Consider the following 26928-nt stretch of genomic DNA (forward strand, 5'->3'; position numbering starts at 1 on the left):
AAATATAAAATATGTCAGAATTATCTATTAATACGACACAAAATGTTCGAATAAATTTTATCGCCGCCACGGTAGGCGAGCGAATGGGTGCTTATTTTATAGATTTAGGCATTAAATTATCATACATAATTGTTGTTTCACTGCTTGTTTTTTATTGGCTTGACCTTGGTCCGTTGATGGATAATTTAGATACTTGGTCACGCGGTGCCATTTTTTTAATGCTTTATTTTCCTTTAATTATTTATTCAATCACCTTAGAAAGTATTTTTGAAGGTCAGTCTTTTGGAAAGAAATTAGTCAAAATAAAAGTGGTTAAAATAGATGGTTATCAAGCAGGATTTGGTGATTATTTAATGAGATGGTTTTTTAGAATAATTGATTTTTCATCATTTTACGGACTTGTAGGTTTAATTGCAGTTGTTTCGAGCAAAAAAGCACAGCGTTTAGGCGATATGGCTGCAGGAACGGCAGTAATTACATTAAAAAACAAAATCAATATAAGCCATACTATTCTTGAGGAAATTGGAGACGCTTATGTACCAACCTATCCATTGGTTATTAAATTGTCTGATAATGATATGAGAATTATTAAAGAAACATATCAAAAAGCTGAGGCAAAAAACGATCATGAAGTGATTTATAAATTGGTCGCTAAGATTGAAAATGTAACAGGAATAAAGAATCAATCCGGAAACAATGTTGATTTTATTAGAATAGTGTTAAAAGATTATAATTTTTACACTCAAAACATGTAATGTTACTTTTTTTGTAATTAGTCGTTCGATACTGCAGAGTTTATTCAGAAAAATGATAGTTTTCAAATTTTTAGTATAATTTTTTAACATACTTCGCAAATCGCAGAAAAAAAATGCTTTTAAGCTCAAAACGGGTTAGATGATTTCTTAAATTTGTTAAAGAACTTAACATTAAGTTTTTTTAAAATGGCGTAACCGAAAAGCCAAAGAGTAGGAAGATTTAAATATAAAAACATGAAAATTAAAAGCTTATATGCTGTTGCAATACTTTTTTTGGTATCAATTGCAGCCTTTGCTCAGGGCACAAAAAAATTAGATAAAATTATAAAAAGAGATTATCAGGTAATTGAATGTACAATTAGTAAAATGTCTGATAAAGCAGTTGAATACTCTCTGCCAGGAGAAACACTCCAAATTTCGTTAGATACGGGACAAATTGCTCGTATTGATTTTGCAAGCGGACGTTCACAAACATTTGATGTAACACCAACAAGCAGTTCTGCATCAACAAGATCAACAGCAGTTGTTTCTTCTGAAATGAAACAAAATACAATTGCAGTACTTCCAGTTCCATATTTAAATTCAGACACACAGGAAAGTTCTGAAGATATGGCCAAATTTGCACAAAATGATCTTTACAATAAACTGCTGGATAAATCATCAAATATTTTTCCTTTAACCGTTCAGGATTTAAGAACGACTAATAGTTTGCTGCACAAAGCAGGAATTGACTATAAAAATATTGATGAAACACCAATTGAAGATCTTGAGAAAATTCTAGGCGTTGATAATATTGTTGCTGCAAAGATTTCGTATACTATTGGGTCAGGTACAACGGCAACTACTTACAACAGCGGAAATGCAAAAGTAAGTGACAATAACAAAAAGGTAAAAACCAGCGATATTTCGACTACAACAGCCAATACGCAAGAGTATTACTATTACACCGTATATTTTGATCTGTATAAAAATGCATCAAAAATATATTCGCAAACACGTAAACCTTTCTTGGCAGTAAAAGACAGCTGGATTGATTCTGTGCAGTATTTGCTAAAAAGAAGCCCGATTTACGTTAAAAAATAACAACTTTAAAAAATGTTTCATTTATTAGATATTATCGGCACAATGGCATTTGCAATGTCTGGCGCTTTAACGGCAATGCACAAAAGACTTGATCCGTTTGGCGTTTTTATTATTGCTTTTGTAACGGCCGTTGGAGGCGGAACTCTGCGAGATGTTTTAATTGGCAGAACTCCGGTGGGATGGATGCTCAATCTGCAATATGTATATGTTATTATCTTAGGTTTTTTTCTGGCTATTCTTTTTAGAAAAAAATTTGATAAACTTAGAACCTCTTTGTTTTTGTTTGATACAATTGGTTTAGGCGTTTTTACTTTGATAGGCCTTGAAAAAGGAATCATGGTTGGTCTGCATCCAGTAATTTGTGTGGCGCTTGGTACAATGACAGCTTGCTTTGGCGGAGTACTTCGAGATATTTTATGCAATGAAATCCCAACCGTTTTTAGACGAGAAATTTATGCGACAATCTGTATTTTTGGCGGAGTTGTGTTTTTTGTTTTAAGAAAATGGAATCTGGCAGACGATGCGTTGTATTTAGTAACTTCTGTAGTTATTATTTCTGTACGTTTACTCGCAGTAAAATACAAATGGCATTTACAAGCATTTGATCATAAATAAGATTTTTATATTTAGCCACAGATTAAATGGATTAGAAGGATTTTTTGGGCTAACGATTTTAAAAACCACTTAATCTGTCGAGAAATGAAAAGCTTTATAGTAAAAAAATACACGAAAAATGATTACGACATTTGGAATGATTTTGTCGATCAGGCTAAAAATGCTACGTTTTTGTTTCATCGTGATTTTATGGAATATCACGCAGATCGTTTTGAAGATTTTTCGCTTTTAATTTTTGAGGATGAAAAATTACGGGCGGTTCTTCCAGCAAACAAACGATCAAATTCTGTTTATTCACATCAAGGACTTACATACGGAGGTTTGGTTTTTTCAGCCAAATTAAACGGAGAAAAAGCAGTATCAATTTTAGATGCTGTTTTGTTTTTTTTGAATGAAAACAAAATCCAAACTTTTTATTACAAACCAATTCCAAGTTTTTATCTTTCAGGAGGAAATCAAGAAATAGACTTCTTTTTGTTTAAAAGAGGCGCTGTTTTAGAGCGAAAAGAAATGAATTTAGCCGTAAATTTAAATCTGCCTTTAAAGATTTCCAAAAGTAAATTAAAGCATTTTAGACGAATTGAAAATCTTGATTTAGACATTGTTGAAGAAGAAGATTTTCAGCCTTTTTGGAATAAAGTTCTGGAACCAAGATTGTCAGAAAAGTTTAATGTAAAGCCAGTTCATTCAAAAGAAGAAATTGCCTTATTGAAAAATAGGTTCCCTCAAAATATAAAACAGTATTCAGTATATCAGAATGATGAAATTATTGCCGGCATAACGATTTTTGAAACCAAGAATATTATAAAATCACAATACGGCGCAACTTCAAAAAAAGGAGAAGAAGTAAGAGCACTAGATTTTTTATTCATCAATTTGATTCATAAATACAAACGAAAAGGAAAACACTTTTTTGATATGGGAATTGTAAATGATGACAATGATTCAGGTTATCACGCTGGATTACTCAAACAAAAAGAAGAGTTAGGCTGTACGATTTACAATCAGGATTTTTACAAAATCGAGATAAAATAATTTCTATTAGAGCCTATACGTATTTTGATAAGCGAAATACTTATTTTTGAGATTACAAATTAATTCAAATAGATTTTTAGAATTATCTATGTGAATCTTTTAATCTGCGGCCGATACAAAATATGATACCATTTCTAGACCTAAAAAAAATTAATGAGCCTTATGAAACTGCTTTTCAGGAAAAACTGAAATTGGTTCTAAACAATGGCTGGTACATTTTAGGAAAAGAGGTTGAAACTTTTGAAAAGGCTTTCGCCGAATATTGTCAAGCAAAATACTGTATTGGAGTTGGGAATGGCTTTGACGCTTTAGTACTGATTTTTAAAGGTTATATACAACTTGGAAAATTGCAAAAAGGTGATGAAGTTATTGTTCCTGCAAATACTTATATTGCCAGTATTTTAGCCATTTTGCAAGCAGATTTAGTTCCTGTTTTAGTCGAGCCAAAATTAAAAACCTACAATCTAAATCCTGATTTGATTCAGGAGAAAATTACATCCCAAACAAAAGCTGTTTTAGCTGTTCATCTCTACGGACAATTGGCCGAAATGGAGAAAATAAATGAAATTGCTTTTCAAAATAATCTTTTAGTAATAGAAGATGCGGCACAATCGCATGGAGCGATTGAAAATTCTAATAATTCCAAATTCCAAATTCCAAGCAGAAAGGAAGATAAAATCAACAATCAAAAATCAACAGTCAGAAATCTAAAATCAAGCACAGCGTACAGTTTTTATCCAGGAAAAAACCTTGGTTGTTTGGGCGATGGCGGAGCGATTACAACAAACGATTCTGAGTTGGCAAAAGTGCTTTTTGCGCTTCGAAATTATGGTTCGCAGCAAAAATATTATAACGAATATATTGGTGTAAATTCGAGATTAGATGAATTGCAGGCAGGATTTTTAAATTTAAAATTACCCAATTTAGATGCTGAAAATAATAAACGACGAGCAATTGCAAAACGCTATTTGACTGAAATTAAAAATGATAAAATCATATTGCCCTATTGGGATGATTCTAATAATCACGTTTTTCATTTATTTGTCATTAGAACTGAAAATAGAACTGATTTGCAGCGTTATTTAACAGATAATAAGATTCAAACTGTAATTCATTATCCAGTGCCGCCGCACAAGCAAAATGCATTTTTGGAGTGGAATAATATATCTTTTCCTATTACCGAAAAAATTCATAATGAAGTTTTAAGTTTACCAATAAGTCCTGTTTTAACAGAGGAAGAAGTTGATTTTATTATCAAAACACTTAATCAATATTAATTAGTGTCTGATAGTAAAAAATCATATCAAGATATTTTAAAAACAACTTCTGTTTTTGGAGGAGTACAGTTTTTTTCCATTTTAATTTCTGTTATTCGGACTAAACTAATTGCCGTTTTTATTGGCCCTGCAGGAATGGGAATTGTTGCTTTACTGAACTCAACTTTGAGTGTTTTAAGCAGTATTTCGGGTTTAGGAATTGAAACCAGTGCAGTAAAAAGCATTTCCGAAAATTATAAAAACGATGATACAAAAACAGTTTTAAAAACAATTCAAATTGTAAAAAAGATTGTTTTTATAACTGGAATAGTGGGAATGCTGCTTACTTTAATTTTTTCAAAAACCTTAAGTATCATTACTTTTGGCGATTCGAGTCAAACCTATTCATTTGCATCACTTTCTGTAACCGTTTTATTTAAACAATTATCTTCAGGACAATTGGCTGTTTTGCAAGGCTTGCGCCAATTTCGGTTTTTAGCTAAAGCGAATTTATATGGTAATTTATTTGGATTATTATTTTCCATTCCGTTGTATTATTTTTTGAGAATTAATGCCATAGTTCCCACCATTTTCATTGCGTCATTATTTGCTTTAATTTTTTCATTTTATTATTCCAGTAAAATAAAAACGGAGAAAGAAAGAATTCCTAAAACAGCGATTATCGCCGAAGGGAAATGGATTGTAAAATTGGGTTTTATGCTGACTATAAGCAGTGTTTTAACGCTTTTGTCAACCTATTTAGTTCAGATTTATATTGGTAAAATTGGTGGGTTAGAACAAGTAGGTTTTTTCAACGCAGGATTTACATTGCTGAATTCTTATGTTGGAATTATTTTTACGGTTATGAGTACGGATTATTTTCCAAAATTAGCAGCTGTAAATACGGATAATGCTAAAGTTAGAACCAGTGTACAGCAGCAAGCTTTTATTTCAATTTTACTTATTACCCCAATCATTGTTGTGTTTCTTACTTTAAGTTCGGTAATTGTGCAGCTTGTTTACACTACAAAATTTGATGCCGTAATTCCAATGATTTGTATTGGAATTTTAGGAATGTTGTTTCGTGCCGTTTCATGGGCAATAGGATTTATTTTAATTGCCAAAGGTGATTCGAAAATGTTTGTAAAAACTGCCATTGGATTCAATATATTGTCGTTATTGATGAATATTTCAGGCTATTATTTTTATGGTTTAGAAGGTCTTGGTTTTAGTTTTTGTATTTATTTTTTATTCCATTTTATTGGATTAAAAATAATTACTAAGAAACGTTACGATTTGTATTTTGAGAAAGATTTCTACTCAATTTACTTTGTTTGTTTAGTAATTTGCGTCACTGCATTTTTGTTTCGATATATTGAAATTGAGGCTTTACGATACACTTTATTATCCATTATGATTTTACTTTCTTTTTGGTTTAGTTGGTTTCAGATTAATAAAAAGATAAATTTAAACGAAATATTTACTTCATTTGTGCAGCGAAAAAAAGACAGAAATGATTCAGAGCAGTTATAGAAAATGTCGTTCTTTTTACCAAAAAATCAAGTTTTTCTCGAAAGTAAACTGGATCAAAACGCTGTATTTTAATTTCAAGAAATTCCCTTTCAAAATAGCAAAAAAGCTTCCTGTTTTCTTTTATGGACCTGTGAAATTTACTTCGATAAAAGGTGAAATTCAACTTCATGGAAAAATTCAAAAAGGAATGATAGGTTTTGGTCAGCCTTACGAATTGAATTCTGTTCACAAAGGAATTGCTGAAATTGCTATTTATGGAACGTTACTCTTTAAAGGGAAATTTCAATTTGGAAAAGATTATTTTCTATTTGTTGGTGAAAATGCTGTTTGTGAATTTGGAAATATGGCTTCGATGGCTTCGAGTTCAAAAATAATCTGTACTGAAAAAGTCGTTTTAGGCGATTATGCGAGATTTGGTTCTGAATCGCAGATTATAGATACTAATTTTCATGATTTAATTGATACAGAAACTAGTGAGAAGTTTAAAAAATCGGCTCCAATTTGTATCGGAAATTATAATTTTATAAGCAACAGAGTTTCGATTCTTAAAGGAACTCAAACGCCTGATTTTTGCACCGTTGCATCAAATAGTTTATGTACAAAAGAGTATACAGCTTTAGGCGAAAATGTTTTAATTGGCGGTGTTCCGGCTAAATTAATCCGAAATAATATTTCAAGAGACTGGCAGGGAGAAAAACAGCAATTAGATGATTTTTTGACAATATAAAAAAAAATGGACACAGATGACATGGATTCGCTAAAGCGAAGACGCGGATAAAAACGGATTTTTTTTAAATGTATTAATCCAAAAAATCTATTTTATCCGCGTTCTATTATAATTCGGATACGTTGTTTTATTTCTGATAAAATATACTTAAACAACAATTTGAAATTTGAAGTTTTAAACGCCAAAATCATTTCATAATGCATTCGTTTTAAAATGGCTTTGTGTTCTTCTTTTGTCCTGTTTAAAGCAATTGCTTTTTGAATGATCAAATAAGTAGAATGATTTATTTTTCTCGACCTTTCGTCATTTTTAAGAAAAAAATGAGTTCCTTGAGAAGTCGAAACAATTCTTTTCTGAATCAAAATTTCATCATTATAATCAAAATCATATTTCCGAGAAGCGCGAATCCAAAGGTCTAAATCTTCATAAGCCAGATTTTCATCATAACCTTGTAAATCATCAAAAACAGATTTTTTGACCATTGATGAAACGGAACAAATACTATTACCGCCAGAAATAACACTTAAATAAATATCGCCTTTTTTTCGGGTTTCGATTGTTTTTTTTGAGGAATCGACAGGAAAATAATAAGAGTCAAACGCACCATTTTCAGTAATCAATTCCGTATTTCCGTAAACAACACCAAGGTTTTTGTAGTGACTTTTTTGAAATGCTTTTATTTGCAGCGAAACGCAATTTAGTGCCAAAATATCGTCGCAGGCCAAATCAATTATAAAGCTTCCCTTTGCATGTCGAAGCGCTTTATTAAACGATTTGGTACTTCCTAGATTCGTTTCATTTTCAATAAATAAAATCTTAGGATAATTGATGAGCCAGTTTTTAATGACTTTTTTTGAATTATCGGTGCTGAAATCATCAACAATAATTAATTCAACATAAGGATAATCTTGATTAACAGCAGACATTAAACTCTCGACAATAAACCTTTCGTGGTTATAACACAAGCAAATTATAGTCACTAATGATTTATCCGGCATATTGTTTTAAAAGTTATATTTGATACGAAAATAAGAAATCACGAATGATATTGTCTCACAAAAAAAAGAAAATTGCGCTGATTGGTTATCGCTTAAGCGGAGGTGGAAGCGAAAAAGTGATGGCAAATTTGTCTATTTTTTTTGAAAGCAAAGGTTTTGAGGTTGATTTAATTATTATTTTAGACGAACTTAGTTATCCCTATTCTGGGAAATTGATAAACCTGGGTTTACTCAAAAATAAAAGTAATGGTTTCTTTAATAAAGTCAAAAGATTAAGGGCTTTACGAGATTATTTGAATCAGAATCAATTTGATTTTATTATTGATTTTCGTTTTCGAACTAAGGTTATTCAAGAGCTTATTTTGGCTCGATTTATTTACAATACCAAGACTATTTTTACGGTTCACAGTTTTTTAATCGATCATTATATGCCTAATAATTCTTGGCTCACACGATTAATGTACAATCATAGTTTTGCGAATGTTGCTATTACTGAAGAAATGAAAACATTGATCGAAACGAAACATCAATTAAAAAATGTGGCAATGATTCATAATCCAATTTATTTAGAAGAGATTCTAGAGAAACAAAAAGAAGATTTCAAAATTGGATTTGAATTTATTGTTGCCGTTGGGCAATATGAAAATGAAATTAAACAATTTGATAAATTAATTTCAAGTTATTCAAAATCAGACTTGCCGCAAAAGCAAATTCATTTAATAATAATAGGAAAAGGAAATGGTATAAAACTTAGAAAAACAGCTTTTGAAAATGATATTGAGGAATTTGTTCACCTTTTAGGTTTTCAGAACAATCCATTTAGATATGTCAGCAAAGCAAAATTCTTGGTTTTAAGCAGTAAAAATGAAGGTTTTCCAAATGTTATTTTAGAAGCTTTGGCATGCGGAACTCCAGTTGTTTCGTTTGATTGTGATTTTGGCCCCAGAGATATGATTTCTTCTTTTGAAAATGGTATTTTAGTAGAAAATCAAAATTGGAAAAAATTAACCAACGCTATGAATTTGTTTGTTTTAGATGAAAATTTGTATCAGTATTGTAAGCAAAATACAATTAAAAGCATCAGCCCGTTTTTGTTAGAAAAAATTGGTGAGCAATGGTTGAATTTAATGAACTTGAACTAAAAAAAATATGACCGCAATTCAAGATATAACATTGGTTAAAATTCCTGTGGTAGAAGATTTAAGCGGGAATTTGGCTTTTATTCAAAACGGAATTCTGCCTTTTGAATTCAAGCGGGTTTATTATCTTTTTGATGTTCCAAGTACTGCTTTTCGCGGAGGGCATTCTCATATTGATCAGCACGAGGTTTTAATTGCTTTGAGCGGCAGTTTTGAAGTGATTGTAAATGACGGAAATGAGAAAAAAAGCTATTTGCTGAATAAACCAAATGTTGGATTGCATTTACCAAATGGAATTTGGCGTGAATTAGAAAATTTTTCATCAGGTTCAGTTTGTCTTGTTTTAGCTTCGGATGTTTTTGAGGAAATGGATTATATCAGGGATTATGAAACTTTTTTGAAGTCTAAAAAATGAAATTGCTTTATATTGTTCCCACAATAAAAAATACCGATGGAGTTGCCAGAGTTTTATCCATTAAAGCCAATTATTTTATAGAGCATTTTAGTTATGAAGTTCATGTTTTATCTCAAAATGAAACTGATAAATTGCCTTTTTATGACTTCAATTCTAAAGTTGTGTTTCATTCTATTGAGCTAAAAGGAAATGTTTTTAAGTTCTTAAAATCCTATCAAAAACAAATAAATCAAAAAATACAAGAAATAAATCCCGATGTTGTTTTAATGGCTGATAACGGTTTAAAAGCATTTGTTTTTCCTTTTTTAATTAGAACAAAAATTCCAATTATTCTAGAATGTCACAGCTCTAAATTTATTGAAGAGAAACAGCAGAAATCAGATTTCTTGCCCAAATTAATTTCAAGTATAAAATATCGTTTTAAAGATTTTGGTGCGCAAAAGTTTACCCAAGTGGTCGTTTTATCAAATGAGAATTTAAACGAATGGAATGTAAAAAATGCAGTAGTAATTTCTAATCCGTCTTGGGTAAAAACAGAAGAAACAGCTTCTTTACAAAACAAAAAAGTAGTTGCTATTGCCAGAAATTCATATGAAAAAGGTTTAGACCGATTATTGCCCATTTGGTCAAAAATAAATGAGAAACATTCGGACTGGGTTTTGGATATTTATACAGATGAAATCGATTTGTTGAAGAAAGAAGCGAGTCGTTTAGGATTAAGTTCAAACCTTAATTTTTTTTCCTTTCAAAAAAACATTGAGAGTATATATTTAGAAGCTTCTATTTATGTTATAACTTCTCGATTTGAAGCTTTTTCAATGACTTTAGTCGAAGCAATGTCTTTAGGTTTACCTTGTATCGCTTACGATGGTCCCACGGGTCCGAGATCCATTGTTAATAATGAAACAAGCGGATTTTTGGTTCCTGATGGAAATATAGAATTGTTTGCAGAGAAAATTTCAATTTTGATTGAGAATGAAGCTTTGCGAAAGCAATTAGGTTCAAATGCAAAAGAATCTATGAAGCTTTACAAAATAGATGCTGTAATGAAAAAATGGAAGAAATTGCTGGAAAGTTTGTAGTTGTAAATTTATTTTAAGCTGCAGATATAACTTATTTTGAATACGTTCAGTAGTATTAAAGAGGGGTTATTAGAATTTAATTGTTTGTAAATAATTGGATTAAAAAGGCTGTAAAACAATCCAAAAGCAAATTTTAGTTTGTATTTTTTGAGCAGATTGTGTACGTATAATATTTTTACAAAATGAGGATCAATTTGTTTTTTTTGACCTAAAATAATCAGGTTTTCCAGGCTGTTTTTTACTTTAGAAAGGTAAGTTTTACTGTTGTCAATTTCTCCATGTTCAACAGCGTTATCAATATGTTTTACACTAAAGTTTGATTTGCTGACTTGAAAAGCAAAAAGAGTGTCTTCGTGTCCGTATTTTGTTAAATCAGGATCAAATTGTATGGTGTTAAAACAATCTTTTTTAATCAAAGTATTGTTGAACATCAGAGTTTTGAAAACAGAAGAATTTCTTTGAGAAACAGTTTTGTCTTCAACCATTCGTCCATATTTCCATCTTAATTTTTGTTCTTTAGATTCGATTTTGAGCGGATGAATTCTGCCGCCATAAACGATGTCAAAAGAAATATTATCGAGATAATTTTGTGTAAAATGGGGATTGATAATAATAGAATCTCCATCAATAAAAAGAAGATTCTCGTATTTGGCTTTTGAAACGAGTAAATTCCTATTAGAGCTTAATCCAATGTTTTTTTCTAAAGAAATAAAAGAAGAATTTTGCAAAGAATTTATAAACTCATTTTCCTTGTTTAGTACAGAATTTGAGGCATCATCTTGAGCAATTATTTCAAAATTAATTCCACATAAACAACATTGCTTTACAAGTTCGTTAACGAGCGATAAAACATTTTGATTGTAAACCGGAATTAAAATCGAAAGCATTTACACGTTTCTTTGCACGACTTCGAAGATTCTTTCATCTTCGCATTTTAATGTTTTAGATGGAAATTTCATTAATAATGCATAATCGTGAGTGGCCATGATAATAGTTTTACCATTGGCATTAATCGTTTTTAGTACTTCTAAAACTTCAGAACTCGTTTGAGGATCAAGATTTCCTGTTGGTTCATCGGCTAAAATAAATTCAGGATCGTTAAGCAAAGCTCTTGCGATTGCAACACGCTGCTGCTCTCCACCAGAAAGTTGGTGAGGCATTTTGTTTAGGAAATCTCCCATTCCTACTTTGTTTAAAACTTCATCGATTTTATGCTCCATGGCTTCTTTTTCAGTCCAGCCGGTTGCTCTTAAAACAAAAAGCATGTTGTCTTTTATAGAACGATCTGGAAGCAATTTGAAATCTTGAAAAACAATTCCAATTTTACGTCTTAAATACGGAATATCATTTTCTTTTAAAGTAGCCAAATCAAAATCGACTATGTGACCTTCACCTTCCGTAAGTGGTAAATCTGCGTATAAAGTTTTTAAGAAACTACTTTTTCCAGAACCGGTTTTACCAATGATGTAAATAAATTCACCATGTTGAACATCTAAATTAATGTGAGATAAAATTTTTCTTCCTTCTTGATATATAGTGACTTCTTTAAGAGATAGTACGGTTTGTGACATAATAAAATTGATTTGATTGGTAAAAGTAATAAGATAACGGTTGGATTCAAAATAAATTTCAATCATTTCTTATAAAAAATCGAAATGTGATTTTAAACCTTATAAGTCATATAAGTTCATTTTAAAGATGTTTGTTTGGGATTTTTACTACGGCAGCGTATATGATTTCTCAGTATTGGAAAAAGATTATAAAACTCTTGAGTTATAATTACTTATATGACTTATAGGGTTTAAATTATGCTTTTAAACTGTAGATCTTAATTTTTTGTTCATAATAAAAGTCTGAAACGTTTCGTTATAAACGGTATAAAATGATAAATTTGAATACTAAATAAAACTAAAATGCGTAAACTTTCCTGGTTCTTTTTATTCCAAATTATCCTTATCTCGACCACGATTTCAGCACAAAAATCAGCTATTTATACTTACGATTTAAAGGATTTTGACAAAGCACTGGCTTTATATAATGACAAACAATATGCTTCGGCACAACATATTTTTGAGTATGTAAAAAATCATGCAGAGACAGAAGAAGTAAAATCTGACTGCGCTTATTACATTGCTAATTGCGCTATTAGAACAAATCAGGTTAATGCGGATGAGTTAATGGCAAAGTTTGTTGATGATTATCCAACAAGTACCAAACAAAATCAGGCTTATATCGAAGTTGCGCAATATTTCTTTGAGCAGGGAAATTATCCAAAAGCGTTGCAATGGTTTGATAAAGTAGATGAAAGTTACATGAGTAAATCAGACTCAGATAAATTCAATTTCCAGAAAGGATACAGTTATTTTACTGCTAAGAAGAAAAAAGAAGCTACAACTTATTTTAATAAAGTGGTGAATTCTCCTGTTTTTGGTTCGCAAGCTAAATATTATTTAGGATTTATGGCTTATGAAGGCGATGATTACAAAGAAGCAACCAAATATTTTGATGAAGTTTCGGGCGAAGAAAAATACAAAGAAAAGCTTTCGTATTATAAGGCCGATATGAATTTTAAACTTGGAAATTTCCAAAAAGCTATTGATTTGGGGCAAAAGGCAATGGCAAAATCAAATGAAATAGAAAAGTCTGAATTGAATAAAATTATTGGTGAAAGTTATTTCAATCTAAAACAATATGATAAAGCGATTCCGTTTTTGGAACAATATGCAGGAAAAAAAGGAAAATGGAGTAATACCGATTTTTATCAGTTAGGTTATGCTTATTATGAGCAGAAAAACTACGAAAAAGCCATTTCTCAATTCAATAAAATTATCGAAGGAAAAGATTTTGTAGCGCAAAATGCTTACTATCATTTAGGTTTAAGTTATTTAAATACAGGTAAAAAACAAGAAGCGCTGAATGCTTTTAAAAATGCTTCGGAAATGGATTTTAATGCGCAGATTCAGGAAGATGCTGCATTAAATTACGCTAAAGTGAGTTATGATATTGGAAACGCTTATCAAACGGTTCCGGGAGTTTTACTTGATTTCTTGAAAAAATATCCAAATAATTCCAGCAGAGCAGAAGTAGAGAAACTTTTGGTAGATTCTTATATTTCTACAAAAAATTATAAAGAGGCTTTGACTTTATTAGAAAAAAACAGAACTGCAGAAAATAAAGCAGCTTATCAAAAAGTGCTTTTTTACAGAGGTGTAGAATTGTTTAATGAATCAAATTATGCTGAGGCTGCAAAAATGTTTAAAAATGCAATCAGCGAACAAAAAACACCTGAGTTTACAGCTCGTGCTACTTTCTGGAAAGCTGAAACAGAGTATGTTACTGATGATTTCCAAAATGCATTATTGACTTACAAGCAGTTTGCTGGACTTACTGCGGCAAAGTCTACCGCCGAATATAAAAACATTAATTATAATATTGGTTATACTTATTTTAAACTGAAAGAATACGATCAGGCGGCTAATTCATTTCAAGCTCAAATTGATAATTCAAAAGAAGATAAAGTTCGTTTAAACGATTCGTATTTGCGTTTAGGAGATTCACGTTTTGTGACTTCAAAATATGCGCAGGCAAATGAAGCTTACGGAAAAGCAATTGATGCAAAAGGAGTTGATGCTGATTATGCTCAATTTCAAAAAGCGCTTTCTTATGGTTTCATGTCTAAAAACGATCAGAAAATTGCTGAGTTGAATAACTTTCTTAAAATGTATAAAAAATCAGAGTATCGTGATGATGCTTTATATGAATTAGGAAATACATATGTAGCTGACAAAAAGAATGATTTAGCGATTAAAACTTTCGATCAGTTAATTTCGGAATATAAAAACGGTTCGTTTACTTCGAAATCGATTTTAAAACAAGGTTTGATTTATTACAATTCAGATCGCGATGAACAAGCTTTGACTAAATTCAAAAAAGTGGCTGCTGAATTTCCAAAAACACCAGAAGCGCTTGAAGCTGTTTCAACTGCGAGATTGATTTATGTGGATTCAGGAAAAGTAGATGAATATGCAACTTGGGTTCGAACACTTGATTTCGTTTCTGTTTCTGACGCTGAGTTGGATAATGATACTTATGATGCCGCTTTCAAACAATACAGCCAAAGCAACAACAAAGCCGCAATTACTGGTTTTGCAGGTTATGTGAGCAAGTTTCCAACAGGATTACACGCGCTTGAAGCTAATTTTTATTTAGCACAGCTGACTTATGCTGAAGGTTCTGAAACAAAAGCTGCAACAAATTATCAATATGTTATTGATCAGCCAAGAAGTGAATTTACAGAACAATCGTTAAGCAGATTGGCTCAAATTTACTTGAAAGCAAAAGATTGTGATAAATCGATTCCGGTTTTAGTTCGTTTAGAGAATGAAGCTGATTTTCCTCAAAATAAAAGTTTTGCACAGGCTAATTTGATGAAATGTTATTATGACAAAAAGGATTATAACAATTCAGTTGTCTATGCTGATAAAGTACTTCAAAATGCAAAAGCTGACGCAAACGTAAAAGCGGATGCTCAAATTATTGTAGCGCGTGCGGCAATGCAGACTGGTGACGAGGAAAAGGCTAAAACGGCTTATGCGAAACTTTCGGCAACTTCAAAAGGAGAATTAGCAGCCGAGGCTTTGTATTATGATGCGTATTTTAAAACAAAAGAAGGCAAGTTTGATGCTTCAAATGTGTCTGTACAAAAATTAGCGAAGAATTATTCGGCTTATAAATATTATGGAGCGAAAGGTTTGGTTTTAATGGCTAAAAATTTCTACGGATTAAAAGACAGCTACCAGGCAACTTATATTTTGGACAACGTAATTAACAACTTTACAGATTTTCCAGATGTTGTTGAAGAAGCAAAAAAAGAGTTGAGTGCGATTAAGATGGAAGAGTCTAAAACAAACTCGTCGATTAATAAATAAGAAAAAAGAGTATAGAAAAAAGAGAAAAGGAATAGATTTTAAACGAAGGATTGGAAGTCTGTTTTCTTTATTCTTTCCTCTATTCTCTAAAAAAAAAAGAAAGAAATGAGTTTACCTTTTTATATAGTTGATGTTTTTGCGGATAAAAAATATGCTGGAAATCAGCTGGCAGTTTTTTTAGAGGCTGAAAATTTAAGTAAGGATGAAATGCAGCAGATTGCAAGAGAAATAAATTTTGCAGAAAGTACATTTGTAACCAAACTGGACAAGGAGAATAATAAAGCAGAGATAAAAATATTTACCCCGGCTCATGAAATGCAATTTGCAGGACACCCGATAATTGGGACTTCATGGGTTTTGATGAATAAAGTATTTGATAATTCGCCAGAGAGTATAAAACTAAATGTGCCAATTGGACCTATTTCTATTCAACAATCTGAAGATTTGATTTGGTTAAAAGCAGCACAGCCAAAATTTTGGGATATTTTTTCGAAAGAAGATTTCTCAGTATTCAGTAATTTGAAAAATCACGATTTTGAAAATCAATTTCCAATTCAGGAAGTTACAACCGGAAGTGCTTTTGTAATGGTTGGATTAAGCAGTAAAAGAGCGCTTGAAGATTTGGTTTTAGACAAAGATAAAACCGATGATTGGTTGAAGAAGAATTGTAAAACACCACACAGAGCCTTGTATTTTTATTATTTAGAAGGGTCAAAATTGTTTAGCCGAATGTTGTGTATTGAACACAATCAGTTAATTGAAGATGCCGCAACAGGAAGCGCGAGTACTTGTTTACAGGCATTTTTATTAAAATACCATAAGCCAGAACTTGAAATAGTTAATTATCAAGGAGATTATATTAATCGTCCTTCAGAAATTTATTTTAAAGGAAAATTAAACGACAATGAGTTTGGTATTAAAATAGGAGGAAAAGCTCAATTTGTTGCAAAGGGCGAGTGGGATGCTTAGATTAAGAGGATAGAACAAAGAACAAAGAATAAAGAATAAAGAAAATAGATTTTAGAATATAGAACAGAACAAAGAGTTGTAGCTTAAGAATTAAGAAATGGCATAAGTCTATTTTCTATACTCTTTTCTCTATACTCTTAAAAAGAAGAAATATGAAAATTAATTGCCGAAATAAAATCATCGTTTTACTTGTGCTGCTTGTTGGTCAGCTTTCGTTTTCGCAAAAGAAAAATGAAAACATCGGAACTGAAACTGTAAATGTGGTAAAACCTTATTCGCCGACAATCTCAGACGCTTTTAAAGTAAAAGAAACTCCTTCGCTGGACGATTCTGGAAATCAGCCTAAAGAAACTATAAAATATAGCATTTTATCAGTTCCGGTGGCATCGACTTTTACACCATCAAAAGGAAAAGCAGAAGGCGTTGAAAAATCTAAAAAAGAAAGATTGTTTAATAATTATGCGACTTTAGGTGTTGGAAATTACGGAACACTAAATGCTGAGTTGTTTGTAACGCAGGATTTAGGAAATAATGATTATTTGGCAGGAATGCTTCGTCATCATTCTTCGCAAGGCGGAATTAAAGATGTTAATCTGAATGATGAGTTTTATGATACAGCATTAAATGTAGGCTACGGCGTAATAAATCGTGATGTATCTTGGGGAGTTGATTTGGGGTATCAAAACCAAATTTACAACTGGTACGGTCTGCCTTCTGATTTTGGAATGACGCTGCCGCCTGCAACGCAAGAAGATTTGATAAGAGGAATTAATCCGAATCATTCTTATAATACTATTTCTTTAGGAGGAAATGTAGAGTTCAGTGAAAGTATTTTCAATAAAATCGATGCGAGATTTACGCATTTTTCGGATAGTTTTTCTTCTTCAGAGAATCGTTTTTATTTAAAACCGACTTTTAAAGTTGATGTTATGGATCAAGCAATTAATACAAATATTGTTGTAGATCATGTGAGCGGTTCGTTTGAACATAATTATGCTTACAATAATGTTGAGCCATTAAAATACAGTTTAACAAATTTTGGAGTTGAACCAAGTTTTGTGATTCATGAAAACGAATGGACGCTTGAGTTAGGTGCTGGATTATTTTATGCTTTAGATTCTGAAAACAGCGGTAATAAGTTTTTTGTTTATCCAAAAGTAAACGCTTCATACAAATTAGTAGGTGATTTAATGATTTTTTATACAGGAGTAAACGGAAGTTTAAATCAAAACTCTTATGCCGATTTTGTTACTCAAAATCCATTTTTGTCTCCAACTTTAAATATGAGACCAAGTAGTACTCAATATAATGTTTTTGCAGGTTTAAAAGGGAAGCTGGCAAATAATATCAATTATAATTTAACTGCTTCTTATTTGAATGAGAAAGACAAAGCATTGTTTAAAAGCAATGATTATACAGAAGATTTTTCGAATCAGAATTATGCTTTCGGAAACTCGTTTGGGGTAATTTATGATGATGTTAGAACTTTGCGTTTTTACGGAGAATTAAAAGCAGATTTTTCTCAGAACGTTTCTTTTGGAATCAACGGAACTTTTAACAGTTATAAAACTGACGGATTAGAAGCGTGGAATTTACCTTCTATGAAATTGAGTTCAAATCTTGATGTCAACATAACAAAACAATGGTATGCAGGTTTAAATGTTTTTTATGTGGGAGAACGTAAAGACATGCAGACTAATTTAAATGTTGCGACTCTTGGAAATCCAATTACCTTAAAAAGTTATTTTGACGCCAATGCACATTTAGGATACAAATATAGCGAACGTTTGACTTTCTTCTTAAAACTGAATAATATAGGAAATCAAGCATATGAAAGATGGTTGAATTATCCAGTACAAGGATTTCAGGTTCTGGCTGGAGGAAATTATAAATTCGATTTTTAAAAGCTATTTGCCGCGAAGGCACAAAGACACGAAGTTTTTAGCATAAATTTTTAGTCGCGAATTCACGAATTAATTAAAAAATTCGTGAATTCGCGACTAACTTTTTTTGTGACTGTACAAAACCTTTGCATCTTTGTAACTTAGAACCTTTGTAACTTTTAGAAAAGATGGAAATCAAACTGAGACAAGAAAATGAAAACGATTATAAAAGTGTATTTCAGCTCATTGAAAAGGCTTTTGAAAAGGAAGAATACAGCGATCATAAAGAACAATTTCTAGTTGAAAGACTGCGAAAATCAGATGCTTTTATTCCAGAGTTATCGATTGTTGCTGAAGTTGAGAACAAAATCGTCGGACATATTTTATTTACAAAATTGGAGATTAAAAATGAATCTCAATCATTTCAGTCTTTAGCGCTGGCTCCAGTTTCGGTTTTACCAGAATTTCAAGGAAAAGGAATTGGCTCAAAACTTATTTTATACGGTCATGAAGCGGCAAAAAAATTAGGATATAAATCGGTGATTTTATTAGGACATCAAGATTATTACCCGAGATTTGGATATGAGCTTTGCGAAAAGTACAATATTAAAATGCCTTTTGATGTTCCTGCAGAAAACTGTATGGTAATCTCTTTGACTGAAAATGGATTATCTGGGATTAACGGAAACGTGGTTTATCCAAGTACTTTTTTTGAATAAAAAAATAGACAAAGAAAAAAAACCTTTGCACCTTTGTATCTCAGAACCTCAGTACCTTTAAAGAATGGAATTCAAACAAAAAATACATACTCATTATCTACAAATGGTTCAGGATCGAATAGATGTTTTTAAAGACATGATTTCGGGATTGACAGAAGATTCTAAAAACGATGCAAAAGGATCTGCCGGTGATAAGCATGAAACGGCTTTGTCGATGATGCATATTGAACAGGAAAAGTTGACCAATAAATTGAAAGAAGCGATTGCGCAGAAAGCAATTTTAGATAAAATTGATCCTTTAAAAACTACCGAGAATATTATTTTAGGAAGTCTGGTAAAAGCAAATGGAATCTATTTGTATTTGAGTGTTGCGCTTCCTAAAATTACAATCGACGGTATTAATGTTATTGCACTTTCTCCACAATCTCCGTTGGGAAATCATTTGATGGGGAATAAAGTAGGTTTTGAGTTTGAGATAAACGGTACAAAGTATCTCATTCAAGAAATTAGCTAATGGATTATCCTTATTTAATATGCAGTTTTTCTTTATTTGGAGCATCTTTTGCTTTTTATAAACTTCATAAACTGTGGAAAAAAGATGTTACAGAAAATAATAAACTGTATAAATTTCAGATTAAATTTCAGTCATTTAGGGATTGGATGGGAATTGTTATGCTGATTATAGCAGGTGTAGTTTATTTTTTTAAAGCGATGCCTTAACCACAAAGTATGTCATTTCGACTGAAAGGAGAAATCGCACATGCAGATCAACAAAGATTGGTGCTTTTCTTTGCGGAGTTTCTAGTGCGATTTCTCCTTTCAGTCGAAATGACAATACTAACTATAGAATAATTTGCGAATAGCTTTTTCTAATCTTCCTGAGAATTTTTTATTAATATTTGAATATCTCGGAGTTTAATTCAAATATTGCTTTAAAACCTTGTGTTTTGTGCTTTAATTAGGCTTGAAATTAAAAATTATAAGTTTAGCCCTTTTTTTGGTGTTAAAATTTTACATTTTATATGTAAAATTTGTTTTGTGGTTTTAAATTGTAACTGAATTAGGTATTTGTGTTTTTCAATTGTAACTGATATTGCATCTTTGCCTTGTCAAATTAAAATTTAAAAATAAAAATATAAGATTATGTGTGGAATTGTATGTGCCTTTGATCTAAAACAAAAAGCCGAGACTTTAAGACCTCAAGTATTAGAAATGTCTAAAATCATTCGTCACCGCGGACCAGACTGGAGCGGAATTTACAGCAATGATAAAGCAATTCTTTCTCATGAGCGTTTGGCTATTGTAGATCCAGCTTCAGGAAAACAACCTTTATTTACAGAAGATAAAAAATTGGTTTTGGCTGCAAATGGTGAAATTTACAACCACAGAGATTTGCGTAAACAATTTGAAGGAAGATACAACTTTCAAACTGAAAGTGACTGTGAAGTGATCTTGGCTCTTTACAAAGAAAAAGGCCCTCATTTTGTTGACGAAATGAACGGAATCTTTGGATTTGCTATTTATGATGTTGATAAAGACGAGTATTTTATTGCTCGTGATCATATGGGAATTATTCCTTTGTATATCGGTTGGGATCAGCACGGAACTTTTTATGTAGCTTCTGAATTAAAAGCTTTAGAAGGATATTGTACAAAAATTGAGTTATTTCCTCCAGGACATTATATGACTAGTAAAGACGGTGAATTTGTACAATGGTACAAAAGAGACTGGACAGAATATGATGCAGTAAAAGATAACGAAACGAGTATTCCAGAAATCAAAAAAGCATTAGAAGCTGCGGTTCACAGACAATTAATGAGTGATGTTCCTTACGGTGTTTTACTTTCAGGAGGTTTAGATTCGTCTATTACTTCGGCTGTAGCCAAAAAATTTGCACAAAAAAGAATTGAGTCTGATGATACTACAGATGCTTGGTATCCGCAATTGCACTCTTTCTCAGTTGGTTTAGAAGGTTCTCCAGATTTAGCAGCTGCAAGAAAAGTAGCAGATCATATTGGAACCATTCACCACGAGATTAAATTCACTATCCAAGAAGGTTTAGATGCAGTACGTGATGTAATTTACAACCTAGAAACTTATGATGTTACTACAGTAAGAGCTTCAACTCCGATGTGGTTAATGGCGAGAGTGATCAAATCAATGGGAATTAAAATGGTACTGTCTGGTGAAGGTGCGGATGAGTTATTTGGAGGATATTTATACTTCCACAAAGCACCAAATGCAAGAGAATTTCACGAAGAAAACGTTCGTAAATTAGGAAAACTTCATATGTATGATTGTCTGCGTGCTAACAAAAGTTTAGCTGCGTGGGGAATTGAAGGTCGTGTGCCTTTCTTAGATAAAGAGTTTATGGATGTTGCAATGCGCATCAACCCGCAAGATAAAATGATAAACAAAGAACATCCGATGGAAAAATGGGTTGTTCGTAAAGCTTTTGAAGATATGCTTCCAGAAAGTGTTGCATGGAGACAAAAAGAGCAGTTTTCTGATGGAGTAGGATACAGTTGGATTGACACTTTGAAAGAAGTGGTAGGCAGAGAAGTTTCGGATGAGCAATTGGCAAATGCAAAATACAAATTCCCATTGCAAACGCCAACTTCAAAAGAAGAGTACTACTATCGTTCTATTTTTGCAGAACACTTTCCAAGTGATGCAGCAGCATTATGTGTGCCTCAGGAAGCAAGTGTAGCTTGTAGTACAAAAATCGCTTTAGAATGGGATGAAGCATTTAAAAACATGAACGATCCTTCTGGAAGAGCAGTTGCAAGCGTTCATGATGATGCTTATACTAAAGCATAAAAAAGTTTATTTTAGAATTAGTATATTTTGATGAAAGACGTTCTCTAGCCGAGGACGTTTTTCTTGTCTAAGAATGTTAAATTGTTTGATTTTTAGTTTTTTAGGAGTGAAAAATGGGAAATTGATTTAGCTTTCGTTTTATATTTGACATTTGTCAAAATAAAATGAAATTGGCAGATTTTTTAAGACTAAAAAATTAGAAAAGAAAGAATTAATATTTAGCTTTGCTTTTAATAGAAATTTTAATGATTTTTTAATGTTGGATTCAATTTGAATTTTCATTGAAGGGAATGTAATAAAAAAATAGAGTAGTATGTCTGGATTATTAGCCGTTATAGGCAAAGGAAAAGACCCGCAGCTTGTAAAAGAGCTTTCTAAAAGAATGTCATATCGTGGTCCCGATGAGAGTGATTTACAGATTATGGAAAATGGCAGTATACTTTGTCATGAAAGTTTATCCATTATAGATTTGCAGTCAGGGAAACAGCCTATTCAGGGAACTAAAAAAGCCTGGATGGTTCATGATGGTGAAATTTATAATTATCAAGAATTAAAAAATACAGTTTTAAAAGAGCATACATTCAGAACAAATTCAGACTCTGAAGTTATTGTGCATTTGTACGAAGAATTTGGATATGATTTTTGTAATAAGTTAGACGGTGATTTTGCTTTTGTGATTATCGACGGTGATAATTATATCGCTGGTCGTGATCCAATTGGTGTTAAACCTTTGTATTATGGTTTAGATGAAAGAGGAAGAATTTATTTCGCGTCAGAAATGAAATCGATCGCAGACCAATGTAAATCATTTTCAACATTCCCTCCGGGACACTATTATACAGCAAAGAAGGGTTTTGTAAAATATTATAATCCAGAATATGAAGATCGAGCAAAGGCTAATAAGTCTCTTGATTTAGATTTGATTCGTAATACATTAGTAGAATCCGTTCGTAAACGTTTGATGGGTAATGTGAAGGTTGGTGCTATATTATCAGGAGGTTTAGATTCTTCTTTAATTTCATCTATTGCTTCACGTTTCTTTAAAGAAGAAGGTAAAAAACTGCCAACATTTTCTATTGGTTTAGACGCTGATTCACCAGATAATAAAAAGGCTCGAAAAGCCGCTGAATTTCTAGGAACAGATCATCACGAAGTTCATTTTACTGTTGCAGAAGGAGTAGAGGCATTAGAAAAAGTAATATATCACATTGAAACATATGATATTATCTCAGTACGTTCAGGAGTTCCAATGTACCTATTGTCGAAAGTTATCAACGAGAAAGGAATAAAAATAGTATTTTCAGGAGAGGGTGCAGATGAAATTTTTGGAGGTCATTTGTATTTTAGAAATGCGCCTTCGGCAGATGAATTCCAAGATGAAACAATCGAAAGAGTTCAAAAGTTATTTACGGCTGATTTACTTCGTGCAGATAAAACAACAATGGCAAACGGAATAGAAGCAAGAATTCCGTTTCTGGATTCTCATTTTTTAGATGCTGCAATTCGAATTAAAACAGAAGAGAAACAGCCTAAAATGTACGATGGAGTTGAAAAATACATTTTACGTAAAGCTTTTGATACGCCAGAAGATCCTTATTTGCCAGAGAGTGTTTTATGGAGACAGAAAGAACAATTTTCTGATGGAGTTGGGTATCGCTGGGTTGATGAACTTATAGAATATTGTTCGTCTCAAGTTACAGATGAACAGTTAGCTGGTGCAGCTGCAGAATTTCCATACAATACACCAACAACAAAAGAAGCTTATTATTACAGATCAATATTCCATAAATACTATCCGCAGGTTAGTGCAGGACAAACTGTTAGAAAATGGATTCCAAAATGGCAGGACAATCTTGATCCAAGCGGAAGAGCAAATGCAGCGCACATTTCTGATGATGTTGAAACTGTAAAATCAGGATTAGCAATCTAAAGTTGCAAATCCGTTTTAAGTTGATTAAAAATATAAAGTACAAGATCCGAAACGACATTTTAAAGGTGAGTTTCGGATTTTTTTTGTTTAGAATTGAGAAGTTATACTGCGCAGTCAGTTAGAAGTTTAGCTCAAAGATAAAATGCTAAAACTAAGTTAATTTCAATTTGTCTTAGTTAGGAAAAATACTATATTTGATTACCAAAAAAATTACTGCTTTTTTTAATCACTAACTATTACCTATGAGAAAACTATTACTAAGTGGAGCATTGTATTGTGCATTTGCCTCCATGAGTCCTGTTAATGCACAAAAGCTTGAAACGCCAAAATACATTAAAAACGTTGAAGGTGTAAAAGAATATTCTTTGAATAATGGATTAAAAGTGCTGCTGATTCCTGATGCTTCACAAAGCAATATGGTTGTAAATATTGTTTATAATGTAGGATCGAGACACGAAGGTTACGGTGAAAAAGGAATGGCGCATTTATTAGAACATATGCTTTTTAAGAGTACCAAAAATCTTGGTGATATTAAGAAAATGCTTTCTGATAAAGGGGGAAGTGCAAACGGAACTACTTGGTTCGATCGTACTAATTATTATGAAGTTTTTCCATCAACTGATGAAAACTTAAAATGGAGTGTTGAAATGGAGGCGGACAGGATGATAAATGCTACTATTTTGCAAACTGATTTAGATAAGGAGTTTTCAGTAGTTAGAAACGAATTTGAGATAGGAGAGAATAATCCAGATGGTGTTTTGCAGGAAAGAATTTTGTCGACAGCCTACCTTTGGCATAATTACGGAAATAGCACTATTGGAAGTAAAGAAGATATAGAAAGAGTAAAAGCCAATACACTTAGAGTTTTTTATGAGAAATATTATCAGCCGGATAATGCGACTCTGATTATAGCGGGTAAATTTGACGAGAAAAAAGCACTGCAATATATTGGACAGTATTTTGGAGCAATTGCGAAACCTAAAAGAGTCCTAAATAAAACATATACGATTGAACCAGCGCAAGATGGTGAAAAATATGTAGAACTTAAAAGAGCCGGTGATAGTAAAAATGTTGGTGCCTTGTATCATACAGCAGCTTATGTTGATAAAGATTATGCAGCGATTGATGCTTTAGGTGAAATTTTAACTTCAGATCCTTCAGGGTATTTGTATAAAACACTGGTAGAAACTCAAAAAGTCTCTAGTATATATTTCTGGCAGCCAACAACTAGAGACGCTAGTTTTATGTATTTTGGAGTTGCAGTTCCTAATGATAAAGATGTAGTAGCAACAAGAGATCTGGTAAGAGCAGAGTTGGATAAAATAGCTTCTACGAAATATACAGACGAAGATGTGAGCAGAGCTAAAGCAAAGCTTATTAAGCAAATTGAAGGTGTAAAAAATAACACAATTTCATTTGCTATAAATCTTACTGAAATTATTGGTGCCGGCGATTATAGATTGGGCTTTTTGTACAGAGATGCAATCGAAAACCTTACAAAAGAAGATATTCAAAGAGTTGCAGAAAGATATTTTAGAAGTAATAATAGAACAATCGGGATATTTATTCCGTCAAAAGACGAGCAAAGAGTTAAGCCTTCAGAGTATACAGATGAGCAGTTAGCTGCTTTTACAAAAGACTACAAAGGAAAAGCTTTAGAGAAAGAAACAGCAGCTTTTGAAGCTTCTATAAAAAACTTAAAACAAAATTTTGTTGAAGGAAAATTAAGCAATGGAGCAAAATATGGTCTTATTAAAAAAGAAATAAAAGGTGGAAAAGTCCAAGCTAGTTTTAAATTTCCTGTAAGTAATGAAAAAGACTTGGCAGGAAAAACAGATACTGGAGCAATCCTTGCTCAATTGCTAAAAACAGGAACTAAAACCAAAACAAAAGAACAAATAAGTGATCGATTAGATCAGTTAAAATCTAGTTTGAATTTTAATTATTCGGGGCAAAATTTGACAGTAAACATTAATACGTACAAAGAAAGCTTCAAAGAAGTTATGGAAATTTTGGGTGATTTGCTGGTGAATTCAACTTTTCCTCAAAATGAGTTAACAAAAACAATAAATGAATATAATACTTATCTAGAATCTAGTTTAAATGATCCTCAGGCTGTCGCGTTTGTACAAGTTTCAAAACAAACTGAAGAATATTCCAAAGAAAGTATTTTTTATACATCAACAGTTCAAGAGCAAATTGATGCTTATAAAAAGATAAAACAATCAGAAATTGTTGATTTTTATAATAATATCTTAGGAGGAAACAACGGGATTGGAAGTGTTGTTGGAGATTTGGATGCAAAAACTACAGCGGAAATTTTAGAGAATACGTTTGGAAAATGGAATTCTAAATCAAAATATGTGATGGCACAGCCTACTTTTTTTGAAACGAAAAAATTAGACAAAGAATTTATCACACCTGATAAAGAAAATGCTGTTGCAATAGGAAAAATAAGTTTTAAAATGAACTTAAAAAGTCCTGATTATCCGGCATTTGTTATGGCAAATGAAATGTTAGGAAGCGGCGGTTTTTTAACAGCCAGAATTCCAATGCGATTGAGAGAAAAAGAAGGAATTAGTTATGGAGCAGGATCATTTATAAATATTCCAACTACAAATGACGCTGCATATTGGCTGTATTATGCTTTTTTAAATCCAACGAAAAAAAATGCAGTTGAAACTGCAGCTAAAGAAGAAATTTCAAAAGCATTAAAAGATGGTTTTAGTGCCGAGGAATTAAAGTCAATTTTAACAAGCTGGCTTAACGAAAGAAAAACCAGATTAGGAAATGATGTGACTTTAATGGCGTTAACAAATGCTTATCTTCAATACGGAACACCGCTTGATGATTATGATACGCTTGAAAGTAAAGTAAAAGCTTTAAAAGTGGAAGAAATTAATGCGGTTTTGAAAAAATATATAAGCTTGGATAAAATGACCTCAATTTATGCGGGAGACTTTAACAAGAAATAATAAAGGATAAAATCCTCAATTTTATAAAATTCAAATTCCAATCTGGGATGAATTAAAGAATCCGAA

At 31.9% G+C, this 26928-nt stretch carries 21 protein-coding genes; 18 read left to right on the plus strand and 3 right to left on the minus strand.

The features are described 5' to 3' along the window. Positions 1–11 precede the first annotated feature (11 nt). The 7 genes from ACHRVL_RS06830 to ACHRVL_RS06860 all read left to right on the plus strand — a co-directional run bounded on the left by ACHRVL_RS06830 (position 12) and on the right by ACHRVL_RS06860 (position 7004). Positions 12–755 (plus strand): RDD family protein, encoded by a 744-nt coding sequence (locus tag ACHRVL_RS06830; protein ID WP_089055445.1) that lies wholly within the window; start codon positions 12–14, stop codon positions 753–755. Between the two features lie 234 nt (positions 756–989). Further along, positions 990–1838, plus strand: a complete 849-nt coding sequence (locus tag ACHRVL_RS06835) for a hypothetical protein (protein ID WP_395411381.1) — start codon at positions 990–992, stop codon at positions 1836–1838. A gap of 12 nt (positions 1839–1850) precedes the next feature. Further along, complete coding sequence (locus tag ACHRVL_RS06840; protein ID WP_089055448.1) at positions 1851–2453, plus strand: trimeric intracellular cation channel family protein; 603 nt, start codon at positions 1851–1853, stop codon at positions 2451–2453. 84 nt (positions 2454–2537) lie between these two features. After that, complete coding sequence (locus tag ACHRVL_RS06845; RefSeq protein ID WP_395411383.1) at positions 2538–3488, plus strand: FemAB family protein; 951 nt, start codon at positions 2538–2540, stop codon at positions 3486–3488. Positions 3489–3610: 122 nt separating this feature from the next. Next, positions 3611–4765, plus strand: a complete 1155-nt coding sequence (locus ACHRVL_RS06850; protein WP_395411385.1) for a DegT/DnrJ/EryC1/StrS family aminotransferase — start codon at positions 3611–3613, stop codon at positions 4763–4765. Positions 4766–4768: 3 nt separating this feature from the next. Beyond that, the gene (locus ACHRVL_RS06855) at positions 4769–6277 is read left to right on the plus strand and encodes an O-antigen translocase (RefSeq protein ID WP_395411387.1); all 1509 of its coding nucleotides are present in this window, start codon (positions 4769–4771) and stop codon (positions 6275–6277) included. Next, the gene (locus tag ACHRVL_RS06860; RefSeq protein WP_395411390.1) at positions 6258–7004 is read left to right on the plus strand and encodes an acyltransferase; all 747 of its coding nucleotides are present in this window, start codon (positions 6258–6260) and stop codon (positions 7002–7004) included. Before ACHRVL_RS06855 ends, ACHRVL_RS06860 begins: the two co-directional genes overlap by 20 nt. Before the next feature lie 92 nt (positions 7005–7096). On the opposite strand, the gene ACHRVL_RS06865 is transcribed toward ACHRVL_RS06860, so the two are convergent. Continuing rightward, the gene (locus ACHRVL_RS06865; protein WP_395411392.1) at positions 7097–8002 is read right to left on the minus strand and encodes a glycosyltransferase family 2 protein; all 906 of its coding nucleotides are present in this window, start codon (positions 8000–8002) and stop codon (positions 7097–7099) included. Between the two features lie 44 nt (positions 8003–8046). On the opposite strand from ACHRVL_RS06865, the gene ACHRVL_RS06870 reads away from it, so the two are divergent. Genes ACHRVL_RS06870 through ACHRVL_RS06880 form a run of 3 tightly spaced genes read left to right on the plus strand, consistent with a single transcriptional unit; the run spans position 8047 to position 10638 of the window. Continuing rightward, the gene (locus tag ACHRVL_RS06870; RefSeq protein ID WP_395411393.1) at positions 8047–9144 is read left to right on the plus strand and encodes a glycosyltransferase; all 1098 of its coding nucleotides are present in this window, start codon (positions 8047–8049) and stop codon (positions 9142–9144) included. Positions 9145–9151: 7 nt separating this feature from the next. After that, positions 9152–9556, plus strand: coding sequence for a sugar 3,4-ketoisomerase (locus ACHRVL_RS06875; RefSeq protein WP_395411395.1), 405 nt, complete (start codon positions 9152–9154; stop codon positions 9554–9556). Then, on the plus strand, positions 9553–10638 hold the full coding sequence (locus tag ACHRVL_RS06880) for a glycosyltransferase family 4 protein (protein WP_395411397.1): 1086 nt from the start codon (positions 9553–9555) through the stop codon (positions 10636–10638). Before ACHRVL_RS06875 ends, ACHRVL_RS06880 begins: the two co-directional genes overlap by 4 nt. 8 nt (positions 10639–10646) lie before the next feature. Here the strand turns inward: ACHRVL_RS06880 and ACHRVL_RS06885 are convergent, their stop codons facing one another. Together ACHRVL_RS06885 and ACHRVL_RS06890 are read right to left on the minus strand one after the other, a co-directional pair. Continuing rightward, positions 10647–11525 (minus strand): glycosyltransferase family 2 protein, encoded by an 879-nt coding sequence (locus ACHRVL_RS06885; RefSeq protein WP_395411398.1) that lies wholly within the window; start codon positions 11523–11525, stop codon positions 10647–10649. Continuing rightward, a complete protein-coding gene (locus ACHRVL_RS06890; RefSeq protein WP_089055468.1) occupies positions 11526–12209 on the minus strand; it encodes a cell division ATP-binding protein FtsE in 684 nt (227 codons plus the stop codon). It abuts the gene before it with no gap. Between the two features lie 342 nt (positions 12210–12551). Between ACHRVL_RS06890 and ACHRVL_RS06895 the strand changes: the two genes are divergently transcribed. The 8 genes from ACHRVL_RS06895 (at position 12552) to ACHRVL_RS06930 (ending at position 26862) form a co-directional block, all read left to right on the plus strand. Further along, positions 12552–15566, plus strand: coding sequence for a tetratricopeptide repeat protein (locus tag ACHRVL_RS06895; RefSeq protein ID WP_395411399.1), 3015 nt, complete (start codon positions 12552–12554; stop codon positions 15564–15566). A 105-nt stretch (positions 15567–15671) separates the two neighbouring features. Continuing rightward, a complete protein-coding gene (locus ACHRVL_RS06900; RefSeq protein ID WP_395411400.1) occupies positions 15672–16535 on the plus strand; it encodes a PhzF family phenazine biosynthesis protein in 864 nt (287 codons plus the stop codon). A gap of 152 nt (positions 16536–16687) precedes the next feature. Further along, positions 16688–18439 (plus strand): TonB-dependent receptor, encoded by a 1752-nt coding sequence (locus ACHRVL_RS06905; RefSeq protein ID WP_395411402.1) that lies wholly within the window; start codon positions 16688–16690, stop codon positions 18437–18439. A gap of 167 nt (positions 18440–18606) precedes the next feature. Further along, complete coding sequence (locus ACHRVL_RS06910; protein ID WP_395411404.1) at positions 18607–19137, plus strand: GNAT family N-acetyltransferase; 531 nt, start codon at positions 18607–18609, stop codon at positions 19135–19137. 64 nt (positions 19138–19201) lie between these two features. After that, positions 19202–19651 (plus strand): hypothetical protein, encoded by a 450-nt coding sequence (locus tag ACHRVL_RS06915; protein WP_395411407.1) that lies wholly within the window; start codon positions 19202–19204, stop codon positions 19649–19651. Between the two features lie 629 nt (positions 19652–20280). Further along, positions 20281–21957 carry an asparagine synthase B gene (gene asnB / locus ACHRVL_RS06920; protein ID WP_395411409.1) on the plus strand — a complete coding sequence of 559 codons (1677 nt, stop codon included), beginning with the start codon at positions 20281–20283 and terminating at the stop codon, positions 21955–21957. A gap of 313 nt (positions 21958–22270) precedes the next feature. Next, complete coding sequence (gene asnB / locus ACHRVL_RS06925) at positions 22271–23887, plus strand: asparagine synthase B (RefSeq protein WP_395411411.1); 1617 nt, start codon at positions 22271–22273, stop codon at positions 23885–23887. A gap of 242 nt (positions 23888–24129) precedes the next feature. After that, positions 24130–26862, plus strand: coding sequence for a M16 family metallopeptidase (locus ACHRVL_RS06930; RefSeq protein ID WP_395411413.1), 2733 nt, complete (start codon positions 24130–24132; stop codon positions 26860–26862). Positions 26863–26928 lie beyond the last annotated feature (66 nt).

The sequence above is a fragment of the Flavobacterium sp. FlaQc-28 genome, assembly GCF_044007415.1.
Lineage (GTDB): Bacteria > Bacteroidota > Bacteroidia > Flavobacteriales > Flavobacteriaceae > Flavobacterium.